Annotated in this window: 25 protein-coding genes; 17 read left to right on the top strand and 8 right to left on the bottom strand. The window is 70.3% G+C overall.

Annotated features, from left to right (window positions below; all coding sequences use genetic code 11):
- Window positions 1-25: 25 nt before the first annotated feature.
- Both pheT and OOZ19_RS05460 read left to right on the top strand, forming a co-directional pair.
- On the top strand, window positions 26-2,518 hold the full coding sequence (gene pheT / locus OOZ19_RS05465) for a phenylalanine--tRNA ligase subunit beta (protein WP_266088896.1): 2,493 nt from the start codon (window positions 26-28) through the stop codon (window positions 2,516-2,518).
- A 299-nt stretch (window positions 2,519-2,817) separates the two neighbouring features.
- Window positions 2,818-4,257: a protein kinase domain-containing protein gene (locus tag OOZ19_RS05460; RefSeq protein ID WP_266088895.1), complete on the top strand. Its 1,440-nt coding sequence runs from the start codon at window positions 2,818-2,820 to the stop codon at window positions 4,255-4,257.
- A gap of 224 nt (window positions 4,258-4,481) precedes the next feature.
- On the opposite strand, the gene OOZ19_RS05455 is transcribed toward OOZ19_RS05460, so the two are convergent.
- The gene (locus OOZ19_RS05455) at window positions 4,482-5,129 is read right to left on the bottom strand and encodes a maleylpyruvate isomerase N-terminal domain-containing protein (protein ID WP_266088894.1); all 648 of its coding nucleotides are present in this window, start codon (window positions 5,127-5,129) and stop codon (window positions 4,482-4,484) included.
- Between the two features lie 92 nt (window positions 5,130-5,221).
- Between OOZ19_RS05455 and OOZ19_RS05450 the strand changes: the two genes are divergently transcribed.
- Window positions 5,222-5,692, top strand: a complete 471-nt coding sequence (locus tag OOZ19_RS05450) for a DUF6924 domain-containing protein (RefSeq protein WP_266088893.1) — start codon at window positions 5,222-5,224, stop codon at window positions 5,690-5,692.
- A gap of 7 nt (window positions 5,693-5,699) precedes the next feature.
- Here the strand turns inward: OOZ19_RS05450 and OOZ19_RS05445 are convergent, their stop codons facing one another.
- A complete protein-coding gene (locus OOZ19_RS05445) occupies window positions 5,700-6,293 on the bottom strand; it encodes an AAA family ATPase (RefSeq protein ID WP_266088892.1) in 594 nt (197 codons plus the stop codon).
- A 165-nt stretch (window positions 6,294-6,458) separates the two neighbouring features.
- On the opposite strand from OOZ19_RS05445, the gene OOZ19_RS05440 reads away from it, so the two are divergent.
- Together OOZ19_RS05440 and OOZ19_RS05435 are read left to right on the top strand one after the other, a co-directional pair.
- Window positions 6,459-7,931: a PucR family transcriptional regulator gene (locus tag OOZ19_RS05440; RefSeq protein WP_266088891.1), complete on the top strand. Its 1,473-nt coding sequence runs from the start codon at window positions 6,459-6,461 to the stop codon at window positions 7,929-7,931.
- A gap of 103 nt (window positions 7,932-8,034) precedes the next feature.
- Entirely contained in the window at window positions 8,035-9,279 is a 1,245-nt protein-coding gene (locus tag OOZ19_RS05435) for an NAD(P)/FAD-dependent oxidoreductase (RefSeq protein ID WP_266088890.1), read from the top strand.
- 74 nt (window positions 9,280-9,353) lie between these two features.
- Here the strand turns inward: OOZ19_RS05435 and OOZ19_RS05430 are convergent, their stop codons facing one another.
- The 5 genes from OOZ19_RS05430 to OOZ19_RS05410 form a co-directional block, all read right to left on the bottom strand.
- Window positions 9,354-9,902, bottom strand: coding sequence for an LppA family lipoprotein (locus OOZ19_RS05430; RefSeq protein ID WP_266088889.1), 549 nt, complete (start codon window positions 9,900-9,902; stop codon window positions 9,354-9,356).
- 23 nt (window positions 9,903-9,925) lie between these two features.
- Window positions 9,926-11,617, bottom strand: coding sequence for an alpha/beta hydrolase (locus tag OOZ19_RS05425; RefSeq protein ID WP_266088888.1), 1,692 nt, complete (start codon window positions 11,615-11,617; stop codon window positions 9,926-9,928).
- Window positions 11,617-11,919 carry a hypothetical protein gene (locus OOZ19_RS05420; RefSeq protein WP_266088887.1) on the bottom strand — a complete coding sequence of 101 codons (303 nt, stop codon included), beginning with the start codon at window positions 11,917-11,919 and terminating at the stop codon, window positions 11,617-11,619. The genes OOZ19_RS05425 and OOZ19_RS05420 overlap by 1 nt, the downstream gene beginning before the upstream one ends.
- An 80-nt stretch (window positions 11,920-11,999) precedes the next feature.
- Window positions 12,000-12,275 carry a DUF397 domain-containing protein gene (locus OOZ19_RS05415; protein ID WP_266088886.1) on the bottom strand — a complete coding sequence of 92 codons (276 nt, stop codon included), beginning with the start codon at window positions 12,273-12,275 and terminating at the stop codon, window positions 12,000-12,002.
- Window positions 12,276-12,293: 18 nt separating this feature from the next.
- The gene (locus OOZ19_RS05410; RefSeq protein ID WP_266088885.1) at window positions 12,294-13,154 is read right to left on the bottom strand and encodes a helix-turn-helix domain-containing protein; all 861 of its coding nucleotides are present in this window, start codon (window positions 13,152-13,154) and stop codon (window positions 12,294-12,296) included.
- Window positions 13,155-13,269: 115 nt separating this feature from the next.
- Between OOZ19_RS05410 and OOZ19_RS05405 the strand changes: the two genes are divergently transcribed.
- Window positions 13,270-13,548, top strand: a complete 279-nt coding sequence (locus OOZ19_RS05405; RefSeq protein WP_266088884.1) for a hypothetical protein — start codon at window positions 13,270-13,272, stop codon at window positions 13,546-13,548.
- 97 nt (window positions 13,549-13,645) lie between these two features.
- Here OOZ19_RS05405 and OOZ19_RS05400 read toward each other — a convergent pair whose 3' ends face one another.
- Window positions 13,646-14,230, bottom strand: a complete 585-nt coding sequence (locus OOZ19_RS05400) for a TetR/AcrR family transcriptional regulator (protein ID WP_266088883.1) — start codon at window positions 14,228-14,230, stop codon at window positions 13,646-13,648.
- A 93-nt stretch (window positions 14,231-14,323) separates the two neighbouring features.
- On the opposite strand from OOZ19_RS05400, the gene OOZ19_RS05395 reads away from it, so the two are divergent.
- The 11 genes from OOZ19_RS05395 (at window position 14,324) to tyrS (ending at window position 25,742) form a co-directional block, all read left to right on the top strand.
- On the top strand, window positions 14,324-15,421 hold the full coding sequence (locus OOZ19_RS05395) for an FAD-dependent monooxygenase (RefSeq protein ID WP_266088882.1): 1,098 nt from the start codon (window positions 14,324-14,326) through the stop codon (window positions 15,419-15,421).
- An 89-nt stretch (window positions 15,422-15,510) separates the two neighbouring features.
- Complete coding sequence (locus tag OOZ19_RS05390) at window positions 15,511-16,404, top strand: NADP-dependent oxidoreductase (RefSeq protein ID WP_266088881.1); 894 nt, start codon at window positions 15,511-15,513, stop codon at window positions 16,402-16,404.
- 86 nt (window positions 16,405-16,490) lie between these two features.
- On the top strand, window positions 16,491-17,519 hold the full coding sequence (argC, locus tag OOZ19_RS05385) for an N-acetyl-gamma-glutamyl-phosphate reductase (RefSeq protein WP_266088880.1): 1,029 nt from the start codon (window positions 16,491-16,493) through the stop codon (window positions 17,517-17,519).
- Between the two features lie 40 nt (window positions 17,520-17,559).
- Window positions 17,560-18,717, top strand: coding sequence for a bifunctional glutamate N-acetyltransferase/amino-acid acetyltransferase ArgJ (argJ, locus tag OOZ19_RS05380; RefSeq protein ID WP_266088879.1), 1,158 nt, complete (start codon window positions 17,560-17,562; stop codon window positions 18,715-18,717).
- Entirely contained in the window at window positions 18,714-19,625 is a 912-nt protein-coding gene (gene argB / locus OOZ19_RS05375; RefSeq protein ID WP_266088878.1) for an acetylglutamate kinase, read from the top strand. Before argJ ends, argB begins: the two co-directional genes overlap by 4 nt.
- A complete protein-coding gene (locus OOZ19_RS05370) occupies window positions 19,622-20,794 on the top strand; it encodes an acetylornithine transaminase (protein WP_266088877.1) in 1,173 nt (390 codons plus the stop codon). Before argB ends, OOZ19_RS05370 begins: the two co-directional genes overlap by 4 nt.
- A 42-nt stretch (window positions 20,795-20,836) precedes the next feature.
- Window positions 20,837-21,760: an ornithine carbamoyltransferase gene (gene argF, locus OOZ19_RS05365; RefSeq protein ID WP_266088876.1), complete on the top strand. Its 924-nt coding sequence runs from the start codon at window positions 20,837-20,839 to the stop codon at window positions 21,758-21,760.
- Complete coding sequence (locus OOZ19_RS05360; RefSeq protein ID WP_266088875.1) at window positions 21,757-22,314, top strand: arginine repressor; 558 nt, start codon at window positions 21,757-21,759, stop codon at window positions 22,312-22,314. Before argF ends, OOZ19_RS05360 begins: the two co-directional genes overlap by 4 nt.
- A gap of 23 nt (window positions 22,315-22,337) precedes the next feature.
- Window positions 22,338-23,762 (top strand): argininosuccinate lyase, encoded by a 1,425-nt coding sequence (gene argH / locus OOZ19_RS05355; RefSeq protein WP_266088874.1) that lies wholly within the window; start codon window positions 22,338-22,340, stop codon window positions 23,760-23,762.
- A 34-nt stretch (window positions 23,763-23,796) separates the two neighbouring features.
- Window positions 23,797-24,420, top strand: a complete 624-nt coding sequence (locus tag OOZ19_RS05350; RefSeq protein WP_266088873.1) for a DNA-3-methyladenine glycosylase — start codon at window positions 23,797-23,799, stop codon at window positions 24,418-24,420.
- A 32-nt stretch (window positions 24,421-24,452) separates the two neighbouring features.
- Window positions 24,453-25,742 carry a tyrosine--tRNA ligase gene (gene tyrS / locus OOZ19_RS05345; protein ID WP_266088872.1) on the top strand — a complete coding sequence of 430 codons (1,290 nt, stop codon included), beginning with the start codon at window positions 24,453-24,455 and terminating at the stop codon, window positions 25,740-25,742.
- The last annotated feature ends 416 nt before the right edge of the window (window positions 25,743-26,158 follow it).

Here is a 26,158-nt window from a genome sequence, read left to right as displayed (position 1 = left end):
CTGCGAGAGAGAAGGACCTGAGCAAGTGCGGATTCCGGTTTCCTGGCTGGCCGAGCATCTGGAGCTGCCCGCGGACACCACTGCCGACACGCTGGCGGAGGCCTTCGTCCGGATCGGGCTGGAGGTCGAGGAGGTCGCCCACCTGTCGCAGGTGAGCGGCCCGCTGGTGGTCGGTCGTGTGGCCGAGATCGAAGAGCTGACGGGGTTCAAGAAGCCCATCCGGTTCTGCCGGGTGGAGGTCGGCGACGCCGAGGACGGCGAGCGGCCCACGCAGGGCATCGTGTGCGGGGCGACGAACTTCTCCGAGGGCAACCTGGTCGTCGTGGCGCTGCCCGGCACGGTGCTGCCCGGTGGTTTCGAGATCGCCTCGCGCAAGACCTACGGCCGCGTCAGCGAGGGCATGATCTGCTCGGCCAAGGAGCTGGGCATCGGCGAGGACCACGACGGCATCCTGGTGCTGCCCGCGGGTGTGGCCGATCCGGGTTCGGACGCCACCGAGCTGGTCGGCCTGGACGATTCGGTCATCGAGCTGGCGATCACGCCGGACCGCGGTTACTGCTTCTCCGTGCGCGGCCTGGCCCGCGAGCTGTCCAACGCCCTGGAAGTGCCGTTCGGCGACCCGGCCGCGATGCACGTCCCGGAGGACGAGCGGGCGTCGCGCGCGGTGCGCATCGACGATGAGTCGGCGTGCTCGCGGTTCGTGTTCCGCCGCGTGACCGGGGTCGACCCGACGGCGCCGACGCCGTGGTGGATGCGGCGCAGGCTGGCGCTGGCGGGCATCCGGTCGATCTCGCTGTCGGTGGACGTCACGAACTACGTGATGCTGGAGCTGGGACAGCCGCTGCACGCGTGGGACGCCTCGAAGCTCACCGGTGACGTGGTGGTCCGCCGCGCAGCGGAGGGCGAGAAGCTCACCACCCTCGACGACGTGCAGCGCGAGCTGGACCCGGACGACGTCGTGATCTGCGACGAGTCCGGCCCGGTCAGCTTGGCGGGCGTGATGGGCGGCGCGAGCACCGAGATCGGCGCGGAGACCCACGACGTGCTGCTGGAGGCGGCGAACTGGGATCCGGCGAGCATCGCGCGCACCATCCGCAGGCACAAGCTGCCCAGCGAGGCAGGCAAGCGCTTCGAGCGCACGGTGGACCCGGCGGTCGCGCCGGTGGCGGCGGAGCTCGCGGCGAAGCTGCTGGTGCGCTACGGCGAGGGCCGCATCGCGCAGGGCCGCACGGACGTCGGTTCGCCGTTGGCTCCGGCTCCGGTGACGATGCCGCTGGCCCTGCCGGACAAGATCGCGGGCGTGTCCTACGAGCGCGGGATCACCGCGCGCCGGTTGTCGCAGATCGGTTGCCGCATCGAGGTCGGCACCTCGGACGAGGGCGTGGGCCTGGTCACCGCGCACCCGCCGACGTGGCGCCCGGACCTGAAGCAGGCCGCGGACCTCGTGGAGGAGGTGCTGCGCCTGGAGGGCTACCACACGATTCCGTCGGTGCTGCCCGCCGCGCCTCCCGGCCGGGGCCTCACGGCCGCGCAGCGCCGCCGCCGCGCCGTGTCGCGGGCGCTGGCCGCGGACGGCCACGTCGAGGTGCTGCCGTTCCCGTTCACCAGCGACGAGGTGCTGGCCAAGCTCGGCATCGGCGAGGAAGATCCGCGTCGCCGCGCGCTGTCGCTGTTCAACGCGCTGGAGTCGGACCGGTCGCAGCTGGCGACCACCCTGCTGCCCGGCCTGCTGGATTCGTTGCAGCGCAACGTGTCCCGCGGCCAGCGCGACCTGGCGCTGTTCCACATCGGACAGGTCGTGCTGCCCGCCGAGCAGCCGCCCGCGATGCCGGAGGTCGGGGTCGCGCAGCGGCCCACGGACGCGGAGATCGCCGCGCTGCAGGCCGCGCTGCCCGCGCAGCCGACGCACGCCGCGGTGGTGTTGGCCGGCAAGCGCGAGCGCCAAGGCTGGTGGGGGCCGGGCCGCGACGCGGGCTGGGCCGACGCCGTCGAGGCGGCTCGCACGGTGGCTCGGGCCGCCGGGGTGGAGCTGACGGTGACCGCGGGCGATCTGCTGCCGTGGCACCCGGGCCGTTGCGCCGAGCTGAAGGTCGGCGATGTCGTCGTCGGCCACGCGGGTGAGCTGCACCCGAAGGTCGTCGAGGAACTGGGCCTGCCGAAGCGCGCCTGCGCGATGGAGATCGACCTGGACGCGCTGCCGCTGGAGGAGTCCCGCCCGGCGCCGTCGATCTCGTCGTACCCGCCGGTGCTGCTGGACGTGGCGCTGGTCGTGGACAAGGCCGTGCCTGCGGCGGAGCTCGTCGAGGTGGTGCGTTCCGGTGGCGGCGAGCTGCTGGAGGACGTGCGGCTGTTCGACGTCTACTCCGGCGAGCAGCTCGCCGACGGCAAGAAGTCGCTGGCGCTGGCGCTCCGGTTCCGCGCCGCGGACCGCACCCTCAAGCAGGAGGAGGCGACCGAGGCCCGCGATTCCGCGCTGCAGGCCGCCGAATCCCGCTTCGGAGCGGCACTGCGCGCCTGACATCGCGACGACCGACCGGGGCGTTCTTCCTGAGTGGAAGAACGCCCCGGTTTTTTCTTTTGCACTCCCGAGGTGAGCGGTGGCCGCCGATCGTGCGAATGCGGGATCGAATGGGGCGTTCCGCGTCGAATTCCTTCGCTGATCGATGCTCGTTCGGCCGAACGCATCGCTTGTTCGGGCCATGCGGAGTAGTCGTCCGAGTGAATTCGCATTCCCCACCCCTGTGCCCGCGGGCGCCTCCGGACCTGGCAAAGTCGATCGTGACGTGATCGCAGTGGAATGTGTGGAGGAGTCGTGTCATGAGCGCTCAGGATCGACTGGTCGCCGGGCGGTACCGGGTGGAGTCGAGGCTGGGCAGTGGCGCGATGGGCGTGGTCTGGAAGGCCTCCGACGAGCGCCTCAACCGCACGGTCGCGGTGAAGGAACTGCACTTGCGCCAGTCGCTCAACGACGCGGACGTGCAAACGGCGAAGCGGCGCGCGATTCGTGAAGGCCGGATCACCGCGAGGTTGATGCACCGGCACGCGATCGCCGTTTACGACGTGGTCGAGGAGGACGGCCGCCCCTGCTTGATCATGGAGTTCCTGGAGTCGCGGAGCATGGAGGCGGTGCTCGCCGACCGCGGCACGATGCCGGTCGCCGAGGTCGCGAAGCTCGGCGCCGACGTGGCGTCCGCACTGGCCGCCGCGCACGACGCGGGGATCGTGCACCGGGACGTGAAGCCGGGCAACATCCTCGTCGCCGACGACATCACCAAGATCACCGATTTCGGGATCTCCCGCGCGCTCGGTGACGCGAGCACGACCGGTGTGCTCGCGGGAACTCCCGCTTACCTGGCCCCGGAGGTCGCGCAAGGCGGCAAGGCGGATTTCCACACCGACGTCTTCTCGCTGGGCTCCACGATCTACGCCGCGCTGGAGGGACGCCCGCCGTTCGGCCTGGGGGACAACTCGATCGCGCTGCTGCACCGGGTCGCCGCGGGTGACTTCGACGTTCCGGAGCACGCGGAGGCGCTCACACCGGTGCTGCTGCGGATGCTGGCGACCGAACCGGCGCAGCGCCCGACGATGCACGAGGCGCAGCGCGCGCTGGCCGCGGTCAGCGATGGGAAGGAACTGCCGGAGTCGTTCACCGCGGTGCCGGTGCCTGCTCCCGCGAAGCCCGCGCGACCGGAGGCCCCACCTCCGCCGGAACCGGTGCCGGAGCCGTCGGGCAACCGCGGCCGGTACGGGCTGATCCTCGTCGGCGCGCTGCTCGTCGTCGGTGCAGGCGTCATCGCGGCTGTGCTGACGGGCAACCTCACCGGTGATCCCACGGCGTCTGGACCCGCGGCCTCGCAGCCTCTGCAGCCCCGGCCCGAGCCGAGCCCGGTGGCGCCCGCACCGGAGGAACCATCGGCCTCGGAGGCACCGGCGCAGCCGCAGACCCCGGACGCTGTGGTGTCGGAGTACTACGCGGCGATGCCGGGGAACCTGTCCGTCGCCTGGCAGCAGCTCACGCCGGATTACCAGACGAACCACGCGGGCGGGTACGAGGCGTTCAGCGAGTTCTGGGAACCGGTGCGCGGCGTGCAGGCCTCCGGGGTGTCCACGGAGGGCCCGAACACGGCGCTGGCCACGATCACCTACGACTTCGACGACGGCCGCACCGTGGCGGAGAAGACCCGCTACACCCTGGTCCGCGACGGCGAGAGCTGGAAGATCGCCGCGACCACGGTGCTCAGTAGCGACACCCGCTGAACGGGCGCGCCCGCACCGACGAGATCGGGTTGTCGGTGCCCTCCGGCACGCTCGCGCCGGCTTGCCAGTTCCGTCACGCTTGACTTCGCGCCCACCTCGCGTACCACCGAGACGACCCGGAATCAGACGACCTCTCCCGAACGACCCGGGTGCCCTCCGGGGGCGACGGCGGTGCGGATGTCCGGTCCCACCGACGAATCGGGATGCGGCAAGAAAGCACCGCGTCACCCGAGGATGAGCGGTACCCGTCTGGCGAGGGCTCCCACGGCGGTTCGTTCGGCGTCGGTCGGTTCGCGTCGTCCGGTACCGATCAGCAGCGCGTCGCGGTGCGAGAACGACGTGGGGAACGTGGCTCCGGCGATGCGCGCCAGCAGCGCGCGGGAGGCGGCGAGGCTCGCGGTGGGCGGGTCCGCGGCACCGGGCAGGTGCGCGATCAGGTCTAGGTGGAGTCCACTCGAGGACGTACGCGGACAGGTAGTCGGCCGTGGTGAGCACCCCGCCGCGGGTGCTGACGCGGCGTGCGGGACGAGTGCGGCGGCGCGGTCCGCGGCGGAGCCGACGTCGTCCAGGTGGAACTGGAGCAGCCACGGCTCCTGGTAGGCGGCGGCTAGCCGGACGGTCAGCGCGTCCAGCGGGTCGTCTCCGGTCGGCGGCGAATCGGAGGCGTCCCAATAGGTCGCCGCATCCCGCGTCGCTGCCTCGTCCACGGGTGCCGCGAGGGTGATCAAGACGTCCTGCGCGTCGATGACCAGGTGGCACGCCAGGTCCCGCACGAGCCAGCCGGTGCAGCCTGAGGGCCGCGCGAAGTCCTCGTCGGCGAGTTCGGCGACGGCCGTGCGCAACGCCGTCCAGGTGAGTGAGAACAGCTCCACCCCGGCAACCTAGTGCGCCGCCGAAACGCCGGGCGAACGCTTCCGGCTCCGCCGTGATCGGGATTGTCGGTGCGCCGGTGCATACTCGCGCCATGTTGATCAACCGATCCGAGCAGGACGAGTTCGACGCGCTGGTCGTGCGCGTGGATTTCTCCGACGACACCGCGTGGACCGAGGTCGTGGGGCTGCTCGACATCCCTTGGGGCGACGGCGAATTCGATTCGAGCAACCAGTTCGTCGACGATCCCGCGTTCATCGGCGCGGGCCCGGACGACGTGCTGGCGGCGGTGCAGGGGGAGAACAAGCCCGCCGTCGTCTTCTTGGCCGACGCCGAGACGATGCGCGGTGAGCACCCGTTGCTGGCGGTGTCGACGTTGACCCGCGAGGACGCCGAGGACGAGGACGACTACGAGGAGGAGATGTCCTACGGCCGCGAGTTCCGCCTCGTGCCGGAGGCGGTCAGCGAGATGCACACGAACCTGGAGATCGCGAACATGGACTTCACCGACTTCGCCCGCTCCGCGTCCACCGACGCGCAGCGCGTCCACCGCGGTTTCTGCTGACGTCCGGTCACACCGCGGCTTCGGTGGGGGCGCGGCGGAGGATGTCCTCGACCGTCTCCTCCGGGGTCTGCTCGGAGGTGTCGAGCCAGAGGCCGAGTCGCGGGGTGTCTTCGCGCAGCACCGCGTCGAGGGCGTGCACGGTCCACTCGTCGTAGGCCGCCTTGTCCCGCTCCGCTTCGCGCTCGGCGATGGCGGCGGTCTGCGGCGCGAGCACGACGACGTAGAGCGGGCGGGTGCGGATCTCCCGCGCGATCTCGCTGAGGTGTTCGCCGAGCACCACGTCCTGGGCGATCACGGTGAATCCGGCGGCGGTGTACTGCTCGCAGCTCTGCGCGGTGAGCCGGTGGCGCAACCGGAGCTGGCCGGTCGCCGCGTCGGTCGGGTCCGGTGTCATGTCCTGCCGACCGTTCACGATCATGCGGCGGAACAGATCGCCGCGCAGGTGCACCGAGTTCGGCAGCCGTTCCGCGAGCAGCTGCGCCACGGTCGACTTGCCCGCGGCCTGGATGCCGGTGATGAGCACGACCCCGGCGGCGAACGCGTCCGGCGTCGGCGCGGGCGCGCTCGCCGGGTCGGTGCGAGGTGATGAGGCGGAGCCCATGGAGCACCTTTCCGAGGAGATCGAGCGCGGTGGTGTTCGACCACCCTAGCGCTTCCGGTATTCGTCCCGTTCGACCTTTTCGGTGCTGGCCGGCACCGCGAACCCGCGATCGTGAGAACCTGCCGGGGTGCCACGCCACCTCCGCTCCGCCTCCGGGATTCGCTGATGGTCAAACTCGATCGGCTGATCAACGTCCTCGGCGGCTACGGCGCGAGGTTGTGCATCGCGCCGCGCGGGCGGGACGTGGAGCTGCGCGGTGTCGCGCTGCACGATCCCGCGGGTGCCGAGGAGGTGCTGCTGGCCGTCGGCATCGAGTCCATCGGAGCGGTGCTCGCCGAGACCCCGGCCGCGGTCGTGCTGCTGCGCGAAGTGGACGAGCAGGAGCTGGCCGTGGCTCGCGAGCGCGGTGTCGCGGTGGTGCGGATCGACCCCGACGTGTCCTGGGGGCAGCTGGCGGCGGTGGTGTACGGGCTGGTGCTCGAAGGTCGCGAGACTGAGGCGGGGCGGGGGCCGACCGACCTGTTCGCGCTGGCCGACGCGTTGGCGGCGTCCGTCGGCGGCCCCGTCACGATCGAAGATCAGCATGCTGGCGTGCTGGCGTACTCGAGCAGGCAGGAGTCCGCCGACCGCGCCCGGCTCGCCACGATCCTGGGCAGGCGGGTGCCCGCGGACATCCGCGCCGAGCTCACCGCGCGCGGCGTGTACGCGCACCTGGCCTCCTCCGGTGAACCGTTCTTCGCCGAGCCGATGCCCGAGCAGGAGTTCCACGGCCGCGCGCTCATCGCGGTCCGCGCGGGGCGGGAACTACTCGGGTCGATCTGGGTCGAGGTGACGGAGCCGCTGGACGAGGAGCGCTCGGCGGCGTTGCGCGCGGGCGCTCGCACGGCGTCGCTGCACCTGCTGCGGGCGCGGGCCAGCGCCGACCTGGAGCGCCAGATCGAATCGGACCTGGTGATCGGCCTGCTGGAGGGGCAGGCCGACGCGCCCGCGGTGCTGAGCAGGCTCGGGTTGCGCGGGAGCGGTTTCCGGGTGGTCGCGATGCAGGCCGAGGAGGCGCAGGACGCGGCCGTGCTGATCGCGTTCGAGCGCGCCACCGCAGGTTTCGGCTGGGCGCGGCCGGGGCGCAGCGCGCTGTTCGCGAACACCGTCTACACCGTGCTGCCCGATGGCGAAACGGGTGAGCGGTGGTTCCGGGGTCTGCTGCGGAACATGCCCGCCGACGTGCGGCTGCGGGCCGGGGTGGGCGGTGTGGCCGAGCCGTTGGAGCTGCCGCTGAGCAGGCAGGAAGCCGATGAGTGCCTCGCCGTGGAGGGCGGTCGGGAGATCGTCGGCTACGAGCAGGCGTGGCACGAGATCCTGCTGCGCCGGGTCCGCAACGCGGCTTCCAGCGGTCGCGTCCCGTCCCGCGGCCCGGTGTGGGACCTGCGCCGCCACGACGCCGAGAACGGCACCCGCTACGCCGCCACGCTGCGGGAATGGTTGCGCTGCCAAGGAGATCCGGGGGCGGCGGCGAACCGGCTGGGCGTGCACGCGAACACCGTGCGGTACCGGATGCGCAAGATGGCCGAGGTGACCCGCCTCGACCTGGACGATCCGGACGAACGTCTCGCCCTCATCATCGCGCTGCTCATCGACTAGTGCGGATCCGCCAATCGTCGGTGGCGAGATTGTGCCGAACCGACAATCGTCGAGCGGTCACTGGCCGTCACACTCGGACCCAACCGATCTGAGGAGGGCGAAGATGGCCGGCAACGACCAGACCCCGCGGCACGTGGTGGTCGCCGGGGCGGGCGCCGTCGGGTTGTCCACGGCGTGGTTCCTGCAGGAGCACGGTGTGCAGGTCACCGTCGTCGACCGCGACGGCGTGGCCGCCGGTTCGTCCTGGGGCAACGCGGGCTACCTGGCCCCCGCGTTCTCCATCCCGCTGCCCGAGCCGAGCGTGCTGCGCTACGGCCTGCGCTCGCTGCTGGACCGCAACGCCCCGCTGTACGTGCCCGCCCGCGTGGACCCGCAGCTGTGGGCGTTCCTGGCGAAGTTCGCCGCGCACTGCAACATGCGGTCGTGGCGCCGGTCGATGCAGCCGTTCGTGCCGATGAACAACGAGTGCCTGGACGCGTTCGACGCGCTCACCGCCGGTGGGGTGGAGGCGCCGACCAAGGCCGCCCCGATCACCGCCGCGTTCGAGAAGGCCGAGCAGGTCGCCGACCTGCGCCGCGAGTTCGACCTGATCCGCGAGTCCGGTCAGGACGTGCGGGTCGTGGACTCCTCGGTCGCCGAGGCGGGCGTGCCGCAGCTGTCCTCCCACATCGAGGCGGTGCTGCGCATCGAAGGCCAGCGCTACGTCGATCCCGGCGAATTCGTCCGCTCCTTGGCGCGGTCCGTCGAGGCGCGCGGCGGCGTCATCCGCAGCGGCTTCACCGTCGACGAGGTGACGCGCGAGCAGGGCCGCACGGTCGTGCGCTCCGGCGACGAGCGCGTGACGGCCGATTCGGTCGTGCTCGCCACCGGCGCGTGGCTGAGCTCGCTCGCGAAGCCGCTGGGCGTGCGCACCGCCGTGCGCGCGGGCCGCGGATATTCGTTCACCGTCCCCACCGAGGAACCGGTGCCCGGCCCCATCTACCTGCCCGCCGTGCGCGTCGCCTGCACCCCGTACCAGGGCGGACTGCGCGTGGCCGGGACGATGGAGTTCCGCTCCCCGGACGCCAAGCTCTACCCGGAGCGCATCGCCGCGATCGAACGCTCCGCGAAGCCGCTGCTGCGCGGCGTGTCCTGGGAGGACCGCCGGGACGACTGGGTCGGCGGCCGTCCCGTCACCCCCGACGGCCTGCCCCTGATCGGCGCCACCGGCATGCCCGACGTGTTCGTCGCGGGTGGGCACGGAATGTGGGGCCTCACCCTCGGGCCGCTCACCGGGCAGCTGCTGTCGGAGCAGATCGTCACCGGCAAGCAGCCCGACCAGCTCCGCCCGTTCAACCCGCTCCGCTGACCACCCCCGAACCGCTCCGCTGACCAACCCGAAGGGCAGGCGTCGCCGCACCACCGCGGCGGCGCCTGCTCGTTTTACTGAGGCTGCTGGGCGAGCTTGTCCTTCTCGGCCTGGGGGAGGTGGCAGCCGGTGGAGCCGGAGAGGACGGTGCGCTTGGCGGTGCCGAAGCGGTAACCGGCGCCGTAGCGGTCGCTTCCGACGACTTGGTGGTCGGAAGGGCGGCTGACGACGGTTTCCGGTGGTGTGAAGCCGTATTCGGCACTGACCTGGGCGACGATCTGCTCGGCGCGGGGCCACTCGGGGTCGGGGATGTTGCCTTCGGCGCGCCAGACGCCGAGGGTTTTGCTCTCGCCGGTGTCGGTGAAGGCGTCGAAATCGGAGCATCCGGCGCGATGGAGCTCGCGGCTCTGTTCCCATTGGATCCAGGGGAAGGCCGCGCCGAGCTCATCGCGGATGCGGTCTTGCATCTCCAGGTAGCGAGCGCTGGCTTCCTCCATGCTGGGCCTGCTCATGAGTTCGGCGCGCTGCTCTTCCATGCTTCCTCCGTACTCCGGCCCCAACTCGCCGCCGCCGCATCCGGTGAGGCTCAGGGTGAGCGCCGCCAGGATTGCGAAGCGCTTCATGGTCGGTCCCCGCTCTCGGTCGGTCATCCCCAGCTGTTCACCGCGCGGTCCGGAATCCCGGCCGCGATGACGCTGGCGTTGTACTGGCTGGTGTTTCCTCTGGTGAGGTAGCCGGTCGGCCCACCTGTGCCGTGCCCGCTCGACTCCTTGAGACGTTGCCCGTCCGGCGCGACGGCGTCCTCGGTCGACAGGTCGTCGATCCCCGGTTTCCACGACGGATCACCGCCGAAGCGTCCGAAGTCGGCGACAGCGTCTCCGCCCGATTCGAGGTTGTAGAACCGGTCTTCGGGCACGTTGATCTGGTTGACCGACGGCGTTCCCACCCCGGGAGACCCCAGGGTGAGCGCAGCGTCGACTCCGGTTCCCTCCTCTTGCAGCGCGTATCCCGTGGTGGTGGATCCGTAAGAGTGGCCCATCGCTACCAGGTTCGGGTCGTCGGTCCGGGATTCGTTGATGCCCCGGTAGAAATCGGCTAGATCTTCGGCACCGCGCTTGGCGGGCGCGGAGCTCGCCACCGAATCATTCGGATCGAGGGTTTCGGACAACTGAGGCGCTTCGTAGCCGAGCCAGGTCACCGTCGCGACCTCACCACCGTCGCCGTACTGGTCGGACTGCGACTGCGCATCCTGGGCCAGCATGTCCATGGTCCGGTCGTAGTCGCCCAGGCTTCCGCCTTCGACGCTGCTGTCCATCCCCGGCGTGAACACGCTGACGTGATCGGCGGTGTCGACGTCTCCGATACCGACGGCCGCCTTGGTGCGCTCGCCGGAGGTGTCGAGCACCAGGAGTTGCCGATCTCCTCGCTCCAGGACCGTCTCCACCTTGTCCAACGAGGTCAGCTTGGCGTTGACCTGATCCAGTTCGCGCTGGTACTTGCTCTGGACCACGTCGCCACCGGGGCCGGGGTACCGCTTGTTCGCCTTGCCCTGCAACCGCGCAGCCTCCGCTTGCAGCGTGCTGCGTTCGTCGTCGATGCGGTTGACGTTGGCGGTGTTGCGGACGGTCGCGGGAATGCCGTCCATACCGCCGAGCCAGGCCGGGGGAGCGGCGGCGAGTGCGGATTTCGTCTCTGCGGGCAGGGACTTCCACCAGTCGGCGTTCTTCGCCGGGTCACCGGGAGGCGGCGGTTCGATCGTTTCGCCGAGACCGCGCGCGTCACCGAGAGCTGCGGCGTCGGCGAGGTTTTTGGCACCGCGCGTGTCCATCAGGTCCTTGTCGGCGTCGCCGAGGACCTTGGCCAGTTCGGCATCGGCGTCCGCCGCCCGCTTCAGGATCTGCTGGACGCGTTCGACCAGGTCGGGACGGATCCGGCGGTAGCGGTTCTCGTCAACGCTGCTGACCTCGTCGGCGGGGGTGTCCGGGGGAGTGCCGAGGTCTTCCACCTTCCCGTCGTCGCCGATGCGGAAGTTGTACGCCCGCGCCAGGCCGTCGAGTTCGGTGAGCTGGTCCTGCACCGCCCGGATCTCGTCGACGGTGGGGATGGCCGCGCTGCGCACCGTGGACACCTCGACGACGAGTTCCCGCATGCGTTCGCCGAGCTCGCTGTGCTCGGCGGTCGCGGAGTCGGCGGCCTTGCCGTGCCACTCCTTCGGCCTGCCGGAACTCGCCAGCTCGTCGTCCAAGCGGACCAGCCGATCCTGCTCCCGCTTCAAGTCGTCGATCGCGTCGTCGAGGAGGTCGGGGTTCCAGCGGCGGAGGTCGCCGATGCTCACCATCAGGAGCCACCGCCCTGGGAGGCGTTGAGCTCGGCGGCGGCGTCGCCTTCTTGCGCGGCGTAGTCCGAGGCGCTCTTGTCCAGCGAGTCCGCGTAGTGCTCGGTGTCGCGGTTCCACGTGTCGAGCGTGCCGCGCCAGCTGTTCCCGGTTCGTCCGGCGGCGGGCGCCGAGGTCGAGCCGGGCAGCGCTTGGGTGATCTTGTCGGTGGCGGCTTGGAGCCGCACCGACCTGGCTTGTTCGGCAGCGGCCCGCGCGGCTTTCGCCGACGTCTCCAGCTCCCTGGTCACGACCTCGTACCCCACTGTGCCCCCTCCTCGCGGGGAGGGACCCTAGCAGCGCGAAGTGACCGGCAGTCCTCGTTTCGGACGATCCTCGCGAAGGGTCACATGCGCCCGGATTTGACCGCCCGCAGGAACGACTCGAAGGTGCCGCGCCCGACGGCGAGCATCGGGCCGTCGCAGTCCTTCGAGTCGCGTAACCCGACGATGGAGGGCTGCACGGCGACCTCGATGCACTGGCCGCCACTAGAGCTGCTTTGGCTGGACTTCTGCCACACGGCATCAGACGGGGCGAACGCCACCTCGATGCATGCACCACCATTGGAGCCGCTGCGGCTGGACTTGCGCCAAAGTGCTGTGGAGAAGTCTGGGTAAGACATGCCGCCTCTTCTGACCGCTCAGATGTGTGCAGATCTCACCTTAGCGATCAGGTCCCGAGATTCTTCGATCGGAAGTGCAGCTGCCTGCAATCGGTCGAGCGTCATGCTGTAACGGGTGTACTCGTCCGGCTCCCAAAGGTAGGTCGCACCGAGTACGTCTTCTAGGTACACCGACGAGAGTTGTTGCGCGCCAAGGTGAAGCAGGATGAACGATGACAGCACAGTGATCCGGTTCGGTGCGGTGAACGGCAGCACCCGGATCGCCACGCTCGGGCGCTCCGACAGTTCGAGCAAGTGAGACAGCTGAGCTTGCATGATCTCGCTACTGCCTTGCACGCGGCGCAGTGCTGCCTCACTGAGAACGACGTCGAGCGAGCGCAACCGACTCTTGCTCTTGAGCACGACTTGGCGCTGCATGCGAGTCCGGACTTGCTGTTCGATCAGGCGCGGATCAGCGGCAGGTTCCCAAGCCTGGATCGTCGAGCGCGCGTAATCCGCCGTCTGGAGCAGGCCGGTGATGGTCTCCATCTCGTACAGCCGGATCTCCGTAGCCGCGCTCTCCAGCGCCAGGAACCGCTGGAACCAGTCGGGTACGGCGTCGCGGTGGTACTTCTTCGGCCGGTTGCGCTTGGCGGCTTGCTCGGCGACATCAGCGAGGTACCGTCGCTGCTTCGCGGGCGCGCCGTAGAAGTCCAGCAGCTGCACCACTTCCTCGGGTTTGATGCCCTGGCTGCCGCCTTCGATCTTGCTCATCTTCGGTTGCTTGCAGCCCAGCACATCGGCCGCTTCGAACGTGCTGCGGTCGGCTTCCTCTCGTAGGCGACGCAGTTCGATTCCGAGCTGGATGCGGAGCATGCGCGGGTCAGCGGTCGTCGGCATGCGGATCATCGTCACAGCTCGGGCGGCATTTGTGGATCACCTGGTCGTGTAAATGACGATCAGAATCATTCCTAATAGCTTCACCGGTACAGAACCCCGGGCGAACGGAGCGGTGATGCACGGCGATGGCGAGGCGGAGTTGTTGCGGGAGCTGGCCGAAGGCGTGTGCCCGCGCCCGTTCGCGCTCTACGAACTGATCCACGAGGACGGCGAGGTCGTGGACGCCGAGGTGTGCGTGTGGGGCCTGGACTTCACCGCCCAGCGCGTTCCCGGCAGCGACGATCCGGGTGCGGTGTTCGCTAGCCCGCACGGCATGCTCGGCAACGCGGACTCCGCCGAGTCGACTTTGGAGATGTTCGCGCTGATTCGCGACGTCCGGCTGGTGTGGCTCTGACCGGACTTGGTCCAGCTCTGCCAGCTCTCAGCCGATTTGGTCCAGCGGAACTCGCTGACCCGCGGCAGACGCCTTTTCCGGAGGAGCGGTCTCCCGCTCATTGCCGAGAGGGCCGGGTGACGGCCCAGGCCGCCTCGATCATCCGGAAGATCTCGTCCACCGCGGCCTCCGGATCGGCCGCCTCACGGGCCAGCGAATGGGCGTCGATCGCGAACTTCGCGATCGTCCGGCAGGCCGTCGTGGCCGGTGGCAGGTCGAGGTCGGCGGCGATGGCCGTTGCCAGCGACTCCGCGTGGCGCAGCCTCATCGACTCCTCGTACTCCCGCAGGGCAGCTGATTCGTCGACCATGCGCCAGATCGGGGCGGCGCCCTCCGCCGTGCAATGCCGCACCAGGGCCAGGATTTCGCGGCGCAGCGCGGGGATGAGCGGCTCGTGCGCCGCCCGGCCGGTGACCGCCTGCGTGAGCCGTTGCTCGAAGTCTTCGTCCTGCTCGAACACCAAGGCCTCTTTCGAGGCGAAGTGGGAGAAGAGCGTGGTGACGGCCACGTCGGCCTCGGCGGCCACGTCCCGGATGCCCACCGCGCCGTATCCGCGTTCCAGGAAGAGCCGCAGAGCGGCGTCGGCGATCTTCTGGCGGGTCGCGGCCTTCTTGCGCTCGCGGCGTCCGGGCGGGGCGGTCATCCGCTGATGCTATCAGGCACAAAACACTAACTGTTGTTTAATCCTAACCGTTAGGGTTATATTCGACTGGATGAAGGACGAAGGGAACGAACGATGCACACGGTGATCGTCGGAGCGGGTTTGGTCGGACTGACAACCGCGGCCTCGTTGCGGCTGATCGGGCACGAAGTCACCGTGCTGGAACACGCGCCGGAGGTGCGAGCCGCCGGGGCAGGCATCGGTCTGTGGCCCAACGCGCTGCGGGAGTTCGACACCCTCGGCATCGGGGACGCCGTGCGCGGCCCGGGCGCGCCCGTCGACGCCTGGTTCTACGACCCGACAGGACGCCCGATCCGCGCGGCCGGCTACGACGCGGCCGTCTACCAGTTCCTGATGGTGCCGCGGCCGGAACTGAACAACCTGCTCGCCGACACCGTCGGCCGGGATCGGATCTGCCTGGGGGCACACGTCACCGGCTTCACCGAACACGACACCCATGTGGCGGTGCACCTCGCTGACGCCGAGCCGTTGCGGGCGGACCTGCTGATCGGCGCGGACGGGGTGTACTCCGACGTGCGCGCCGCCTTGGTGCCAGGCAGCGCGGCGGTCGAGCACATCGGCAACTACGCCTGGCGGGCGGTGCTGCCCGCCGGCGACGAGCGACCGGAGGGCACGATGGTCACGATCGGCCCCGAGCGGACCCGAGGTGGGTACACCCGGGTCGCCCACGACCAGACCATGTGGTGGGTCGGCCAGTTCGACGCGGGCGAACTCGTTGGCGGCAAACGAGAACGGGCACTGCGGCGGGCCCGCAACGTGGCCGGGCCCGACTGGCACGACGAGCTGCTGGAGATGATCGCCGCCACTCCGGAGGAGTCGATCCTCGAGAACCAGATCATGCGCGCCCCCGAGCTGTCGCACTGGACCACGGCCCGGGTCGCTCTGATCGGCGACGCCGCACACGGCCTGTCCCCGCACATCGCGGCGGGCGGCACTCTCGGCATCGAGGACGCCGGAGTGCTGCGCGCTGAACTCGCCGACGAGTCCGACACCGCCAAGGCCCTCGCCCGCTACGAAAGCGCCCGTCGTGCCCGGTTCGAGAAGGTGTACGAGCACTCCGACGCGGTCGAAAACGCCAACGGCGCCGCCGAGTCCGCTGAACGCTACGCCGCCTTCAGCCACTGGATGCTCACCACCGCACCCGCCACCTGAACCAGTCGCGTGCCCTCAACCGCGGCAGTCAGCCAAGGGAAACAACAAGCACACGCTCACCCACAGCCGTGAGCATGGAGGACGACAGCATGAAGAAGGTCATCTTCGCCGAGTTCGGCGGCCCCGAAGTACTGCAGCTCCTGGACACCGAGGAACCTCATGCGGGACCAGGTGAGGTACGCATCGCCGTCCGAGCGGCAGGGGTGAACCCTGTCGACTGGCGAGTCCGGGAAGGCCAGATCCTCGGCGCGCACCCGATCGGGTTGCCCTCCGGTGTCGGGCTGGACGCCGCCGGGGTGGTGGACGAGGTCGGCGAGGGCGTCGGAGGGGTCGAGGTGGGCGACCACGTGTTCGGCGAAGGCGCGAACACCTACGCCGAATTCGCGGTGCTGTCGGCTTGGGCCCGCTTGCCCGAGGGGCTGACGTTCGAGGAGGCGGCCGGGTATCCCTCGGTGGTGGAGACCGCGCTGCGCATCATCCGCCAGGTCGGTGTGCGGTCCGGGCAGACGCTGCTGGTCAGTGGCGCGTCCGGGGGAGTCGGATCGGCGGTGCTGCAGATCGCCCGTGACCGCGGCATCGCGGTGATCGGCACGGCCGGGGTCGCCAACCAGGACTACCTGCGCAGTCTGGGTGCCGTCGCCGAGACGTACGGCGAGGGCTGGGTCGAGCGGGTGCGGCGGCTCGGCCGTGTCGACGCGGCTCTCGATCTGGCCGGCTCTGGGGTGATCCGCGAGCTCGTCGAGTTGACCGGGGACCCGCACAAGGTGATCTCCATCGCCGATCTCGGTGCGCCGGAGCACGGTGTCCGGTTCTCCGGCGTGGCCGGGAGCGTGCCGGAAGCGCTCGCCGAAGCGGTCGACCTCATCTCGCGGGGAAAGCTCCACATCCCGGTCGAGAAGTCGTACGCGCTCGCCGAGGCCGCGGCGGCGCACATCGACAGCCGTGCCGGTCACGCGCGCGGGCGCCGCGTCGTGGTCGTCTGATATCCGGCTGCGCGCAAAGCTTCTTCTCGGGCCGGCGCCGGCACCGGTCCTTGATTGATGTTGCACGAGAATGCATAATCATCCGCATGACGATTCGGGTGGCAGTGGCGGGTGCGAGCGGCTACGCGGGCGGAGAACTCCTCCGCCTGCTGCTGTCGCACCCCGAGGTCGAGATCGGAACGTTGACCGCCGGTGGCAACGCGGGCACCAAGCTGGGCGCGCACCACCCGAACCTGCTGCCGCTGGCCGACCGCGAACTCACCGAGACCAACGCGGCCGAGCTCTCCGGCCACGACGTCGTCTTCCTCGCGCTGCCGCACGGGCACTCCGCCGCGCTCGCCGCCGAACTCGGCGACGACACCACGGTCATCGACTGCGGCGCCGACCACCGGCTCAACGACCCCGAGGCGTGGACCCGCTGGTACGGCGGCGACCACCCCGGCACCTGGCCCTACGGCATCCCGGAACTCCCCGGTGGGCGGGAGGAGCTGCTGTCCGCCAGCCGGATCGCCGTGCCGGGCTGCTTCCCGACGGTCTCCTCGCTGGCCTTGGCGCCCGCGTTCGCGGCGGGCCTGGTCGAACCGGACGCCGTCGTCGTCGCCGTGACCGGCACCTCCGGGGCGGGCCGCGCGCTCAAGCCGCACCTGCTCTCCGCCGAGGTCATGGGCTCGGCCAGCGCCTACGGAGTAGGCGGTGCGCACCGGCACACCCCGGAGATGGTGCAGAACCTCAGCGCCGTCGCGGGCGAACCCGTGACGGTGTCGTTCACGCCCGTGCTCGCGCCCATGTCGCGCGGCATCCTCGCCACCTGCAGCGCCCCGCTGCGCGGCGACCTCGACGTCCCCGCCGCTCGCAAGGTCTACCTGGACGCCTACGGCGACGAGCCGTTCGTGCACGTGCTGCCCGAAGGCTCCTGGCCGCAGACCTCCGCGACGCTCGGCGCGAACACGGTGCACCTCCAAGTCGCCATCGACTCCGACGCGAACCGCCTCGTGGTCGTCGGCGCCGAGGACAACCTCACCAAGGGCACCGCAGGCGGCGCCGTGCAGTGCATGAACCTGGCCAAGGGCCTGCCCGAGACCGCCGGACTGCCGCTCGCGGGCATCGCCCCGTGATCACATCGATCAACGCAGGCCACACCACGGAGGAACTCGCATGAGCGTCACAGCCCCCGCCGGATTCCGGGCGGCCGGTGTGCCCGCCGGGATCAAGGCGAGCGGTGCCCAGGACCTCGCCCTGATCGTCAACGACGGCCCGCGGCACACCGCGGCCGGAGTCTTCACCACCAACAAGGTCAAAGCGGCCCCGGTGCTGTGGTCCCAGCAGGTCCTGCAGGAACGCAGCCTGCGCGCCGTGGTGCTCAACTCCGGCGGCGCGAACGCCTGCACCGGGCCGGAAGGCTTCCAGGACACCCACGCCACCGCCGAGAAGGTCGCCGAAGTCCTCGGCGTCGGCGCGATCGACGTCGCTGTGTGCTCCACGGGGCTGATCGGCGAACGGCTCCCGATGCCCGCGGTCGTGTCCGGAGTGGACAGAGCGGCGGCGGCGCTGGCCGGCACCGAAGCCGCCGGAACCGACGCGGCGACGGCGGTGCTGACCACCGACAGCAAGGCCAAGCAGGCCCTCGCCACCGGCAGCGGTTGGAGCATCGGCGGATTCGCCAAGGGCGCGGGCATGCTGGCCCCGAACATGGCGACCATGCTCAGCGTCCTCACCACCGACGCCGTCGTCGCGCCCGAGACGCTCGACGCCGCGCTGCGCGCCGCCACCCGCATCACCTTCGACCGGCTCGACGTCGACGGCGGCACCTCCACCAACGACACCGTCCTGGTGCTGGCTTCGGGAGCCTCCGGCGTCGAACCGACCGCGGAAGAACTGACCGACGTCCTCACCGCCGTGAGCACCGACCTCGTCCGCCAGCTCCAAGGAGACGCCGAAGGCGCCACCAAGGCCGTCGACATCACCGTGCGCGGCGCGCGCACCGAGGACGACGCGGTCCACATCGGGCGGATCATCGCCGAGGACAACCTGGTCAAGACCGCGCTGTTCGGCTCCGACCCCAACTGGGGCCGGATCGCGATGGCGCTCGGCCGGGCCAAGGCAGAGATCGACGTGAACCGCGTCGAGATCATCACCAACGACGTCTCGCTGTTCGCGGGCGGACTGCCCAACCGCGACCGCGGCGAAGCCGACCTCACCGGCCGCGACATCCGGATCGTCGTGGACCTGCACCTCGGCGACCAGGAGGCCACCATCCTGTCCACCGACCTGTCGCACGACTACGTCGAAGAGAACAGCGCGTACTCCTCATGACACGGACCCCGGCCGACCGGCTCGCCACCGCCGCCGAGAAGGCCAGCGTGCTCGTCGAAGCACTGCCCTGGCTGGAGCGCTTCCACGGCGCCACCGTCGTCATCAAGTACGGCGGCAACGCCATGGTCGACGACGAGCTCAAAGCCGCGTTCGCGCAGGACATGGTGTTCCTGCGGCTCGCGGGCCTGCACCCCGTCATCGTGCACGGCGGCGGACCGCAGATCACCTCGATGCTCGACCGGCTCGGCATGACCGGCGAATTCCGAGGCGGTCTGCGCGTCACCACGCCCGAAACGCTCGACGTGGTGCGGATGGTGCTCGTCGGCCAGGTCGGGCGCGAACTCGTCGGCCTCATCAACAAGCACGGCCCGCACGCCGTGGGCATGTCCGGTGAGGACGCGCAGCTGTTCACCGCCGCGCGCCGCACCGCGACCGTCGACGGCGAACCCGTGGACGTCGGCCTCGTCGGCGACGTCGTCGCCGTCAACCCGGATGCGGTGCTCGACCTGATCAGCGCCGGGCGCATCCCCGTCGTGTCCACCGTCGCGCCCGACGCCGACGGCGTGGTGCACAACGTCAACGCCGACACCGCCGCCGGAGCGCTCGCCGTGGCGCTCGGCGCGGAGAAGCTCGTCGTGCTCACCGACGTCGAAGGCCTCTACACCGACTGGCCCGACCGCTCCTCGCTGGTGTCCCGGCTCGACGCCGACCAGCTCGAAGAGCTGCTGCCCGGACTGGCCTCCGGGATGGTGCCGAAGATGGAGGCGTGCCTGCGCGCCGTGCGCGGCGGCGTGCCGCGAGCGCACGTCATCGACGGCAGGCTCGCGCACTCGGTGCTGCTCGAAGTGTTCACCAGCGCCGGCGTCGGAACGATGGTGCTGCCGGGGAAGGAAGACGAGAACGCATGACCACCAACACCACCGGGGCGCAGCGCTGGCAGGCGTCCATGATGGGCAACTACGGCACCCCGAAGCTCACCTTGACCAGCGGCTCCGGCTGCGAGGTCACCGACGCCGACGGCAAGACCTACCTCGACTTCGTCGGCGGCATCGCCGTCAACGCCCTCGGCCACGCCCATCCGGCCGTGGTCGAGGCGGTGACCGAGCAGATCGGCACCCTCGGGCACGTCTCCAACTTCTACGCCCACGACCCGGGCCTGAAGCTGGCCGAGCGGCTGCTCGACCTCTCCGGGTTCACCGGGCGCGGACGCGTGCTGTTCTGCAACTCCGGTGCCGAGGCCAACGAGGCCGCGTTCAAGATCGCCCGGCGGACCGGGCGGCTCAAGATCGTCGCCACCGAAGGCGGCTTCCACGGCCGGACCATGGGTGCGCTGGCGCTCACCGGCCAGCCCGCGAAGCAGGAACCGTTCGCCCCGATGCCCGCCGGAGTCGAGCACGTCGCCTACGGCGACGTGGCCGCGCTCGAGTCCGTCGTGGACGACTCCACGGCGGCGCTCGTGCTCGAACCCGTGCAAGGCGAGAACGGCGTCATCGTCCCGCCCGAGGGCTACCTGAGGGCCGCCCGCGAGATCACCAGCAGGCACGGCGCGCTGCTGGTCATCGATGAGGTGCAGACCGGCATCGGCCGCACCGGGCACTGGTTCGCCTTCCAGCGCGACGGCATCGAACCCGACGTCATCACCCTCGCCAAGGGACTCGGCGGCGGTCTCTCCCTCGGTGCCTGCATCGGCATCGGCGATGCGGGCGAACTGCTGCAACCCGGCCAGCACGGCACCACCTTCGGCGGTAACCCCGTCGCGTGCGCAGCCTCGCTCGCCGTCCTCGACACCATCGCGGCCGACGGATTGCTCGACCACGTCGAGGCGGTCGGCGAACTGATCGCCGACGGCCTCCGCGACCTCGGGCACCCGCTGATCGCCGAAGTGCGCGGCCAAGGACTGCTGCTGGCGATCCGCCTCACCGAACCTGTCGCCGCCGCCACCGCCGCGGCGGCCCAGGACGCCGGATACCTCATCAACGCCGTGCAACCGGACGTGCTCCGGCTCAGCCCGGCGCTGGTGCTCACCACCGACCAGGCCCGCCGGTTGCTGACCGACCTGCCCGCCCTGCTCGGCTGACCCGAACCCGCCCCACCACCACGAAGCCACGGAGGTGACCCCGTGACACTCCGGCATTTTCTGCGCGACGACGACCTGAGCCCGCAGGAGCAGACCGAGATCCTGGACCTCGCAGCCCGGTTCAAGACCGACCGGCTCGCGGACCGCTCCCTCGAAGGCCGCTCCATCGCGGTGATCTTCGAGAAGAACTCCACCCGCACCCGGCTGTCCTTCGAAGTCGGCATCCACCAGCTCGGCGGTCAGCCGATCGTGGTCGACGGCCGCATGATGCAGCTCGGCCGCGAGGAGACCATCGAGGACACCTCGCGCGTGCTGTCCCGCTACGTCGACGCCGTCGTCTGGCGCACCTTCGCCCAAGCCCGCATCGAGGCGATGGCCGGCGTCTCCGCGGTGCCCGTCGTCAACGCGCTCACCGACGAGTTCCACCCCTGCCAGGTCCTCGCCGACCTGCAGACCGTCCGGGAACGCCACGGCGAACTGCCCGGCCGCACCCTCACCTACCTCGGCGACGGCGCGAACAACATGGCCCACTCGCTGCTCATCGGCGGCGTCACCGCCGGGATGCACGTCCGCGTCGGCGCCCCCGAAGGCTTCGCCCCGGCGCCGTGGGTGCTCGAAGCGGCGGGCAAGCGGGCAGCCGAGACCGGCGGCTCCGTCCGGGTGCACCACGACGCCCGCGCCGCCGTCGACGGAGCCGACGTGCTCGTCACCGACTCCTGGACCTCCATGGGCCAGGAGAACGACGGCAAGGACCGCGTCAGCCCGTTCCGCCCGTTCCAGATCAACACCGAGCTGCTCGCCGCGACCGGCGTCGACACCAGCGTGCTGCACTGCCTGCCCGCGCACCGCGGCTGGGAGGTCACCGACGAGGTGCTCGACGGTCCAGCCAGCGCCGTGTTCGACGAGGCCGAGAACCGGCTGCACGCGCAGAAGGCCCTGCTCGCCTGGCTGGTGCAGCGGTCATGACCACCAGGGCGGCCCGGCAGGCGCGCATCGTCGAGCTCGTCTCGACGATGGGCATCCGCAGCCAGACCGAGCTCGCGAAGCTGCTGGCGGGCGACGGCATCGACGTCACCCAGGCCACGCTGTCGCGCGACCTCGACGAACTGGGCGCGGTGAAGCTGCGCGGACCCGACGGGGGAGCGGCGGTCTACGTCATCCCCGAAGACGGCAGCCCCGTCCGCGGGGTGCAAGGTGGCACGACGAGACTGAGCCGGTTGCTGGCCGAACTGCTCGTCTCGGCCGACGGCTCGGGCAACCTCACCGTGCTGCGCACCCCGCCGGGCGCGGCGCAGTTCCTGGCCAGCGCGATCGACCGCGCCGCCCTCCTGGAAGCGGTCGGCTCCATCGCGGGCGACGACACCGTCATGGTCCTCGCCAGGGAACCGCTCACCGGCCTCGACCTGGCCGAGCGGTTCACCAACATGGCCTCCGGCGAGCGGATGCCACCGCCGGACGGCATCGAGAACCCCGACGACGGCGACGCCGCGAACCGGCGGGACCCGAACACCACCACCTGACGACGCAAGATGAGGAAGACATCGTGACCCAGCAAGGCAGCGAGCCCACCAAACTGTGGGGCGGCCGCTTCGCCTCCGGCCCGGCCGAGGCCATGGCCGCGCTCAGCCTGTCCACCCACTTCGACTGGCGGCTGGCGCCCTACGACATCGCCGGTTCCCGCGCCCACGCCCGCGTGCTGCACCAGGCGGGCCTGCTCACCGCCGACGAGCTCGACCGGATGCACCAGGGCCTCGACGTGCTGGCCGCCGACGTCGAATCCGGCGCGTTCCAGCCCGTCGTCGAAGACGAGGACGTGCACACCGCGCTCGAACGCGGCCTGCTGGAGCGGGTCGGCACCGACCTCGGCGGCAAGCTGCGCGCGGGCCGCTCCCGCAACGACCAGGTCGCGACCCTGTTCCGGATGTGGCTGCGCGACGCCACCCGCCGCGTCGCCGCCGGTGTGCTCGACGTCGTCGACGCGCTCGCCGGCCAGGCCCAGGCGCACCCGGACGCGGTGCTGCCCGGCCGCACCCACCTGCAGCACGCCCAGCCGGTGCTGCTCGGCCACCACCTGCTCGCGCACTGCCAGGCGCTGCTGCGCGACGTGAGCCGGTTGCGCGACTGGGACGCGCGCACCGCGTTCTCCCCGTACGGCTCGGGCGCGCTCGCCGGATCCTCGCTGGGCCTCGACCCGCAGGCGGTGGCCGCGGAGCTCGGCTTCGACGGCGGTGCGGTGGACAACTCCATCGACGGCACCGCCTCCCGCGACTTCGCCGCGGAATCCGCGTTCTGCCTGGCCATGCTCGCGGTGAACCTCTCCCGCGTCGCCGAAGAGGTCATCATCTGGAACACCGCCGAGTTCCGCTACGTCACGCTCGACGACGCCTGGGCCACCGGCAGCTCGATCATGCCGCAGAAGAAGAACCCGGACGTCGCCGAACTCGCCCGCGGCAAGTCGGGACGGCTGATCGGCAACCTCACCGGCCTGCTCGCGACCCTCAAGGCGCAGCCCCTGGCCTACAACCGGGACCTTCAGGAGGACAAGGAGCCGGTGTTCGACTCCGTCGAGCAGCTCGACCTCCTGCTCCCGGCGATGGCCGGAATGCTGGGCACGCTCACCTTCCACACCGAGCGGCTCGCCGAACTCGCCCCAGCAGGCTTCACCCTGGCCACCGACATCGCCGAGTGGCTGGTGCGCCAAGGCGTCCCGTTCCGCGTGGCGCACGAGGCGTCGGGGGAGTGCGTGCGCACCGCCGAGTCCCGCGACGTCGGCCTCGACGACCTCACCGACGAGGAACTCGCCGCCGCGCACCCGGCGCTCACCCCCGCGGTCCGCGAGGTGCTGACCGTGCCCGGCTCCATCGCCTCTCGGGACTCCCACGGCGGAACCGCACCCGATCGTGTGAACGAGCAGCGTGACCGGGTGTTCGAGGCGATCCGCGATCATCGTGCCTGGCTGACGGCGTGAGGACGTCTCGCGGTCGGTCGGTACTGTTCCGCCCGTGAGCCAGCTCAAGCGCGAGGACCTCGCACACGACCCCCTCTGGGTGGCCCGCCGCCTGCTCGGCTGCGAGCTGCGGTCGAGCCACCCGGAGGGCGACGTGCGGGTCAAGCTCGTCGAGGTCGAGGCCTACCGAGGCGGCGACGACCCCGCCTCGCACTGCTACCGCGGCATGACCCAGCGCAACGCCGTGATGTTCGGTCCGGCGGGCCACCTCTACGTCTACTTCGTCTACGGCATGCACTTCTGCATCAACGTGGTGTGCACCGAAGACGGCACCCCGGGCGCGGTGCTGCTGCGCGGGGGCGAAGTCCTCGAAGGGACCGAGCTGGCCAGGCGGCGCCGTCCCGCCGTGCGCAAGGACGCGCAGCTGGCCAGCGGTCCGGCGCGCTTAGCAGGCGTGCTGGGCATCACCGGTGAGGACAACGGCATCGACCTCACCGCCGCCGACTCGCCGGTCCGCTTGTTCGCCGGCACCGATGTCGACGAGGACGACGTCCGGACCGGCCCGCGGGTCGGCGTCGCCACGGCCGTCGATCTGCCGTGGCGATCCTGGATCGACGGTTCCCCCTCGGTCAGTCCGTACCGGAGAGGCGGTCGCCGCCGGAGCCGGGACCAGGCATAAAACCGGTTGCAGGGATGCGCCAGACTGTTCGCGTGAGCGAGCACATCCTTGACGAGCTGTCCTGGCGCGGCCTGATCGCGCAATCCACCGACCTAGACGCGCTGCGTTCAGACCTGGATTCCGGCCCGCTCACTCTCTACGCGGGCTTCGACCCGACCGCGCCGAGCCTGCACGCCGGGCACCTGATCCCGCTGCTGACGCTGCGGCGCTTCCAGCTCGCCGGCCACCGCCCGGTGGTGCTCTCCGGCGGCGCGACCGGTCTGATCGGCGACCCGCGCGACACCGGAGAGCGGAACCTGCACGACGTCGACACCGTGCGGGAGTGGACAGGGCGCATCGGGCACCAGCTCGCGAAGTTCGTGGACTTCGTCCCCGACGGCGCTCCGGAATCCTCGACGGGCGCGCTGGTGGCCGACAACGCGGACTGGACCGCGCAGCTCCCGGTCACCGAGTTCCTCCGCGAAGTCGGCAAGCACTTCTCCATCAACACGATGCTGTCCAGGGAGACGGTCAAGCGCCGCCTGGAGGGCGACGGCCTGTCGTACACCGAGTTCAGCTACATGCTGTTGCAGGCCAACGACTTCGTGCAGCTCTACCGCAGGCACGGCACCCGGTTGCAGCTCGGCGGCTCCGATCAGTGGGGCAACATCGTCGCCGGCGTGGACCTGCTGCGCCGCCAGGAGAACGCCACCGGCCACGCCCTCACCCTCCCCCTTGTCACCGACGCGGAGGGTCGCAAGTTCGGCAAGTCCACCGGCGGCGGCAACGTGTGGCTCGATCCCGAGCTGACCTCGCCCTACGCCTGGTACCAGTACTTCGTGAACTCCTCTGACGCCGACGTGGGCAAGTACCTGCGCCTGTTCACGTTCCTCGGCCACGAGGAGATCGAGGAGCTGGAACGCACCACCGCCGAGCGCCCGCAGCAGCGCGCCGGCCAGCGCAAGCTCGCCGAGGAGCTCACGACCCTGGTCCACGGGCAGGAGCAGACCGATCAGGTCATCGCCGCCAGCCAGGCCCTGTTCGGCCGCGGCGACTTCGCCGAGCTGGACCAGACGACGCTGGACGCCGTGATGGCCGAGGTCCCCACCGGCGAAGTGCGCCTGTCCGACGAGCCGACCATCGTCGACCTGCTCGTCGAAGCAGGTCTCGCGCAGGGCCGCGGGGCCGCTAGGCGCACCGTCAACGAGGGTGGCGCCTACGTCAACAACACCAAAATCGCAGATGAGACGTGGTCCGTGTCGAAGGAGGACCTGTTGCACGGCCGCTGGGCGGTCATTCGACGTGGCAAGCGTCACACTGCAGGGATCAAGGTGCTGTACTAGCCTGTTCGTAGGGCCGGAAACGGCGGGTGACCTGCTGGTTTACCTCCTTCCGGTCCTACTGGAGGCTGACTTGACTTTGAGTCGGTCGGCGCGTAACTTATTCCAAGTCAGCGCGGAACGGGCCGAAAACAAACGGACCGGGCGCGGCGGGGTCACGAACCAAGCTCCCAGTTAGTCCTGGTAGAGTGGGTGACTCGAATGCAAAACTCTAAATGTAGGTCGGTTTTTGACTGGTTGGGGTGTGGGTGACCGTGAGGTTGGCCCCCCTGGAGCGGTCGAAATTCGGTTCTGTTAGGGTTTGGATTGACAAACTCTAAAAGAGCCGGGGTGCTGGCTGTTCCGGGGTGCGGGTGACCGCGAGGTTGACCCCCCTGAAACGGCCGAAAATCGGGCCTGCTAGAGTTTGAAACATCGCA

This window comes from Saccharopolyspora sp. NFXS83 (assembly GCF_026241095.1).
Classification (GTDB): domain Bacteria; phylum Actinomycetota; class Actinomycetes; order Mycobacteriales; family Pseudonocardiaceae; genus Saccharopolyspora_C.
The sequence above is the reverse complement of the archived record's forward strand: the minus strand, read 5'-3'. Positions and strand labels throughout refer to the sequence as shown.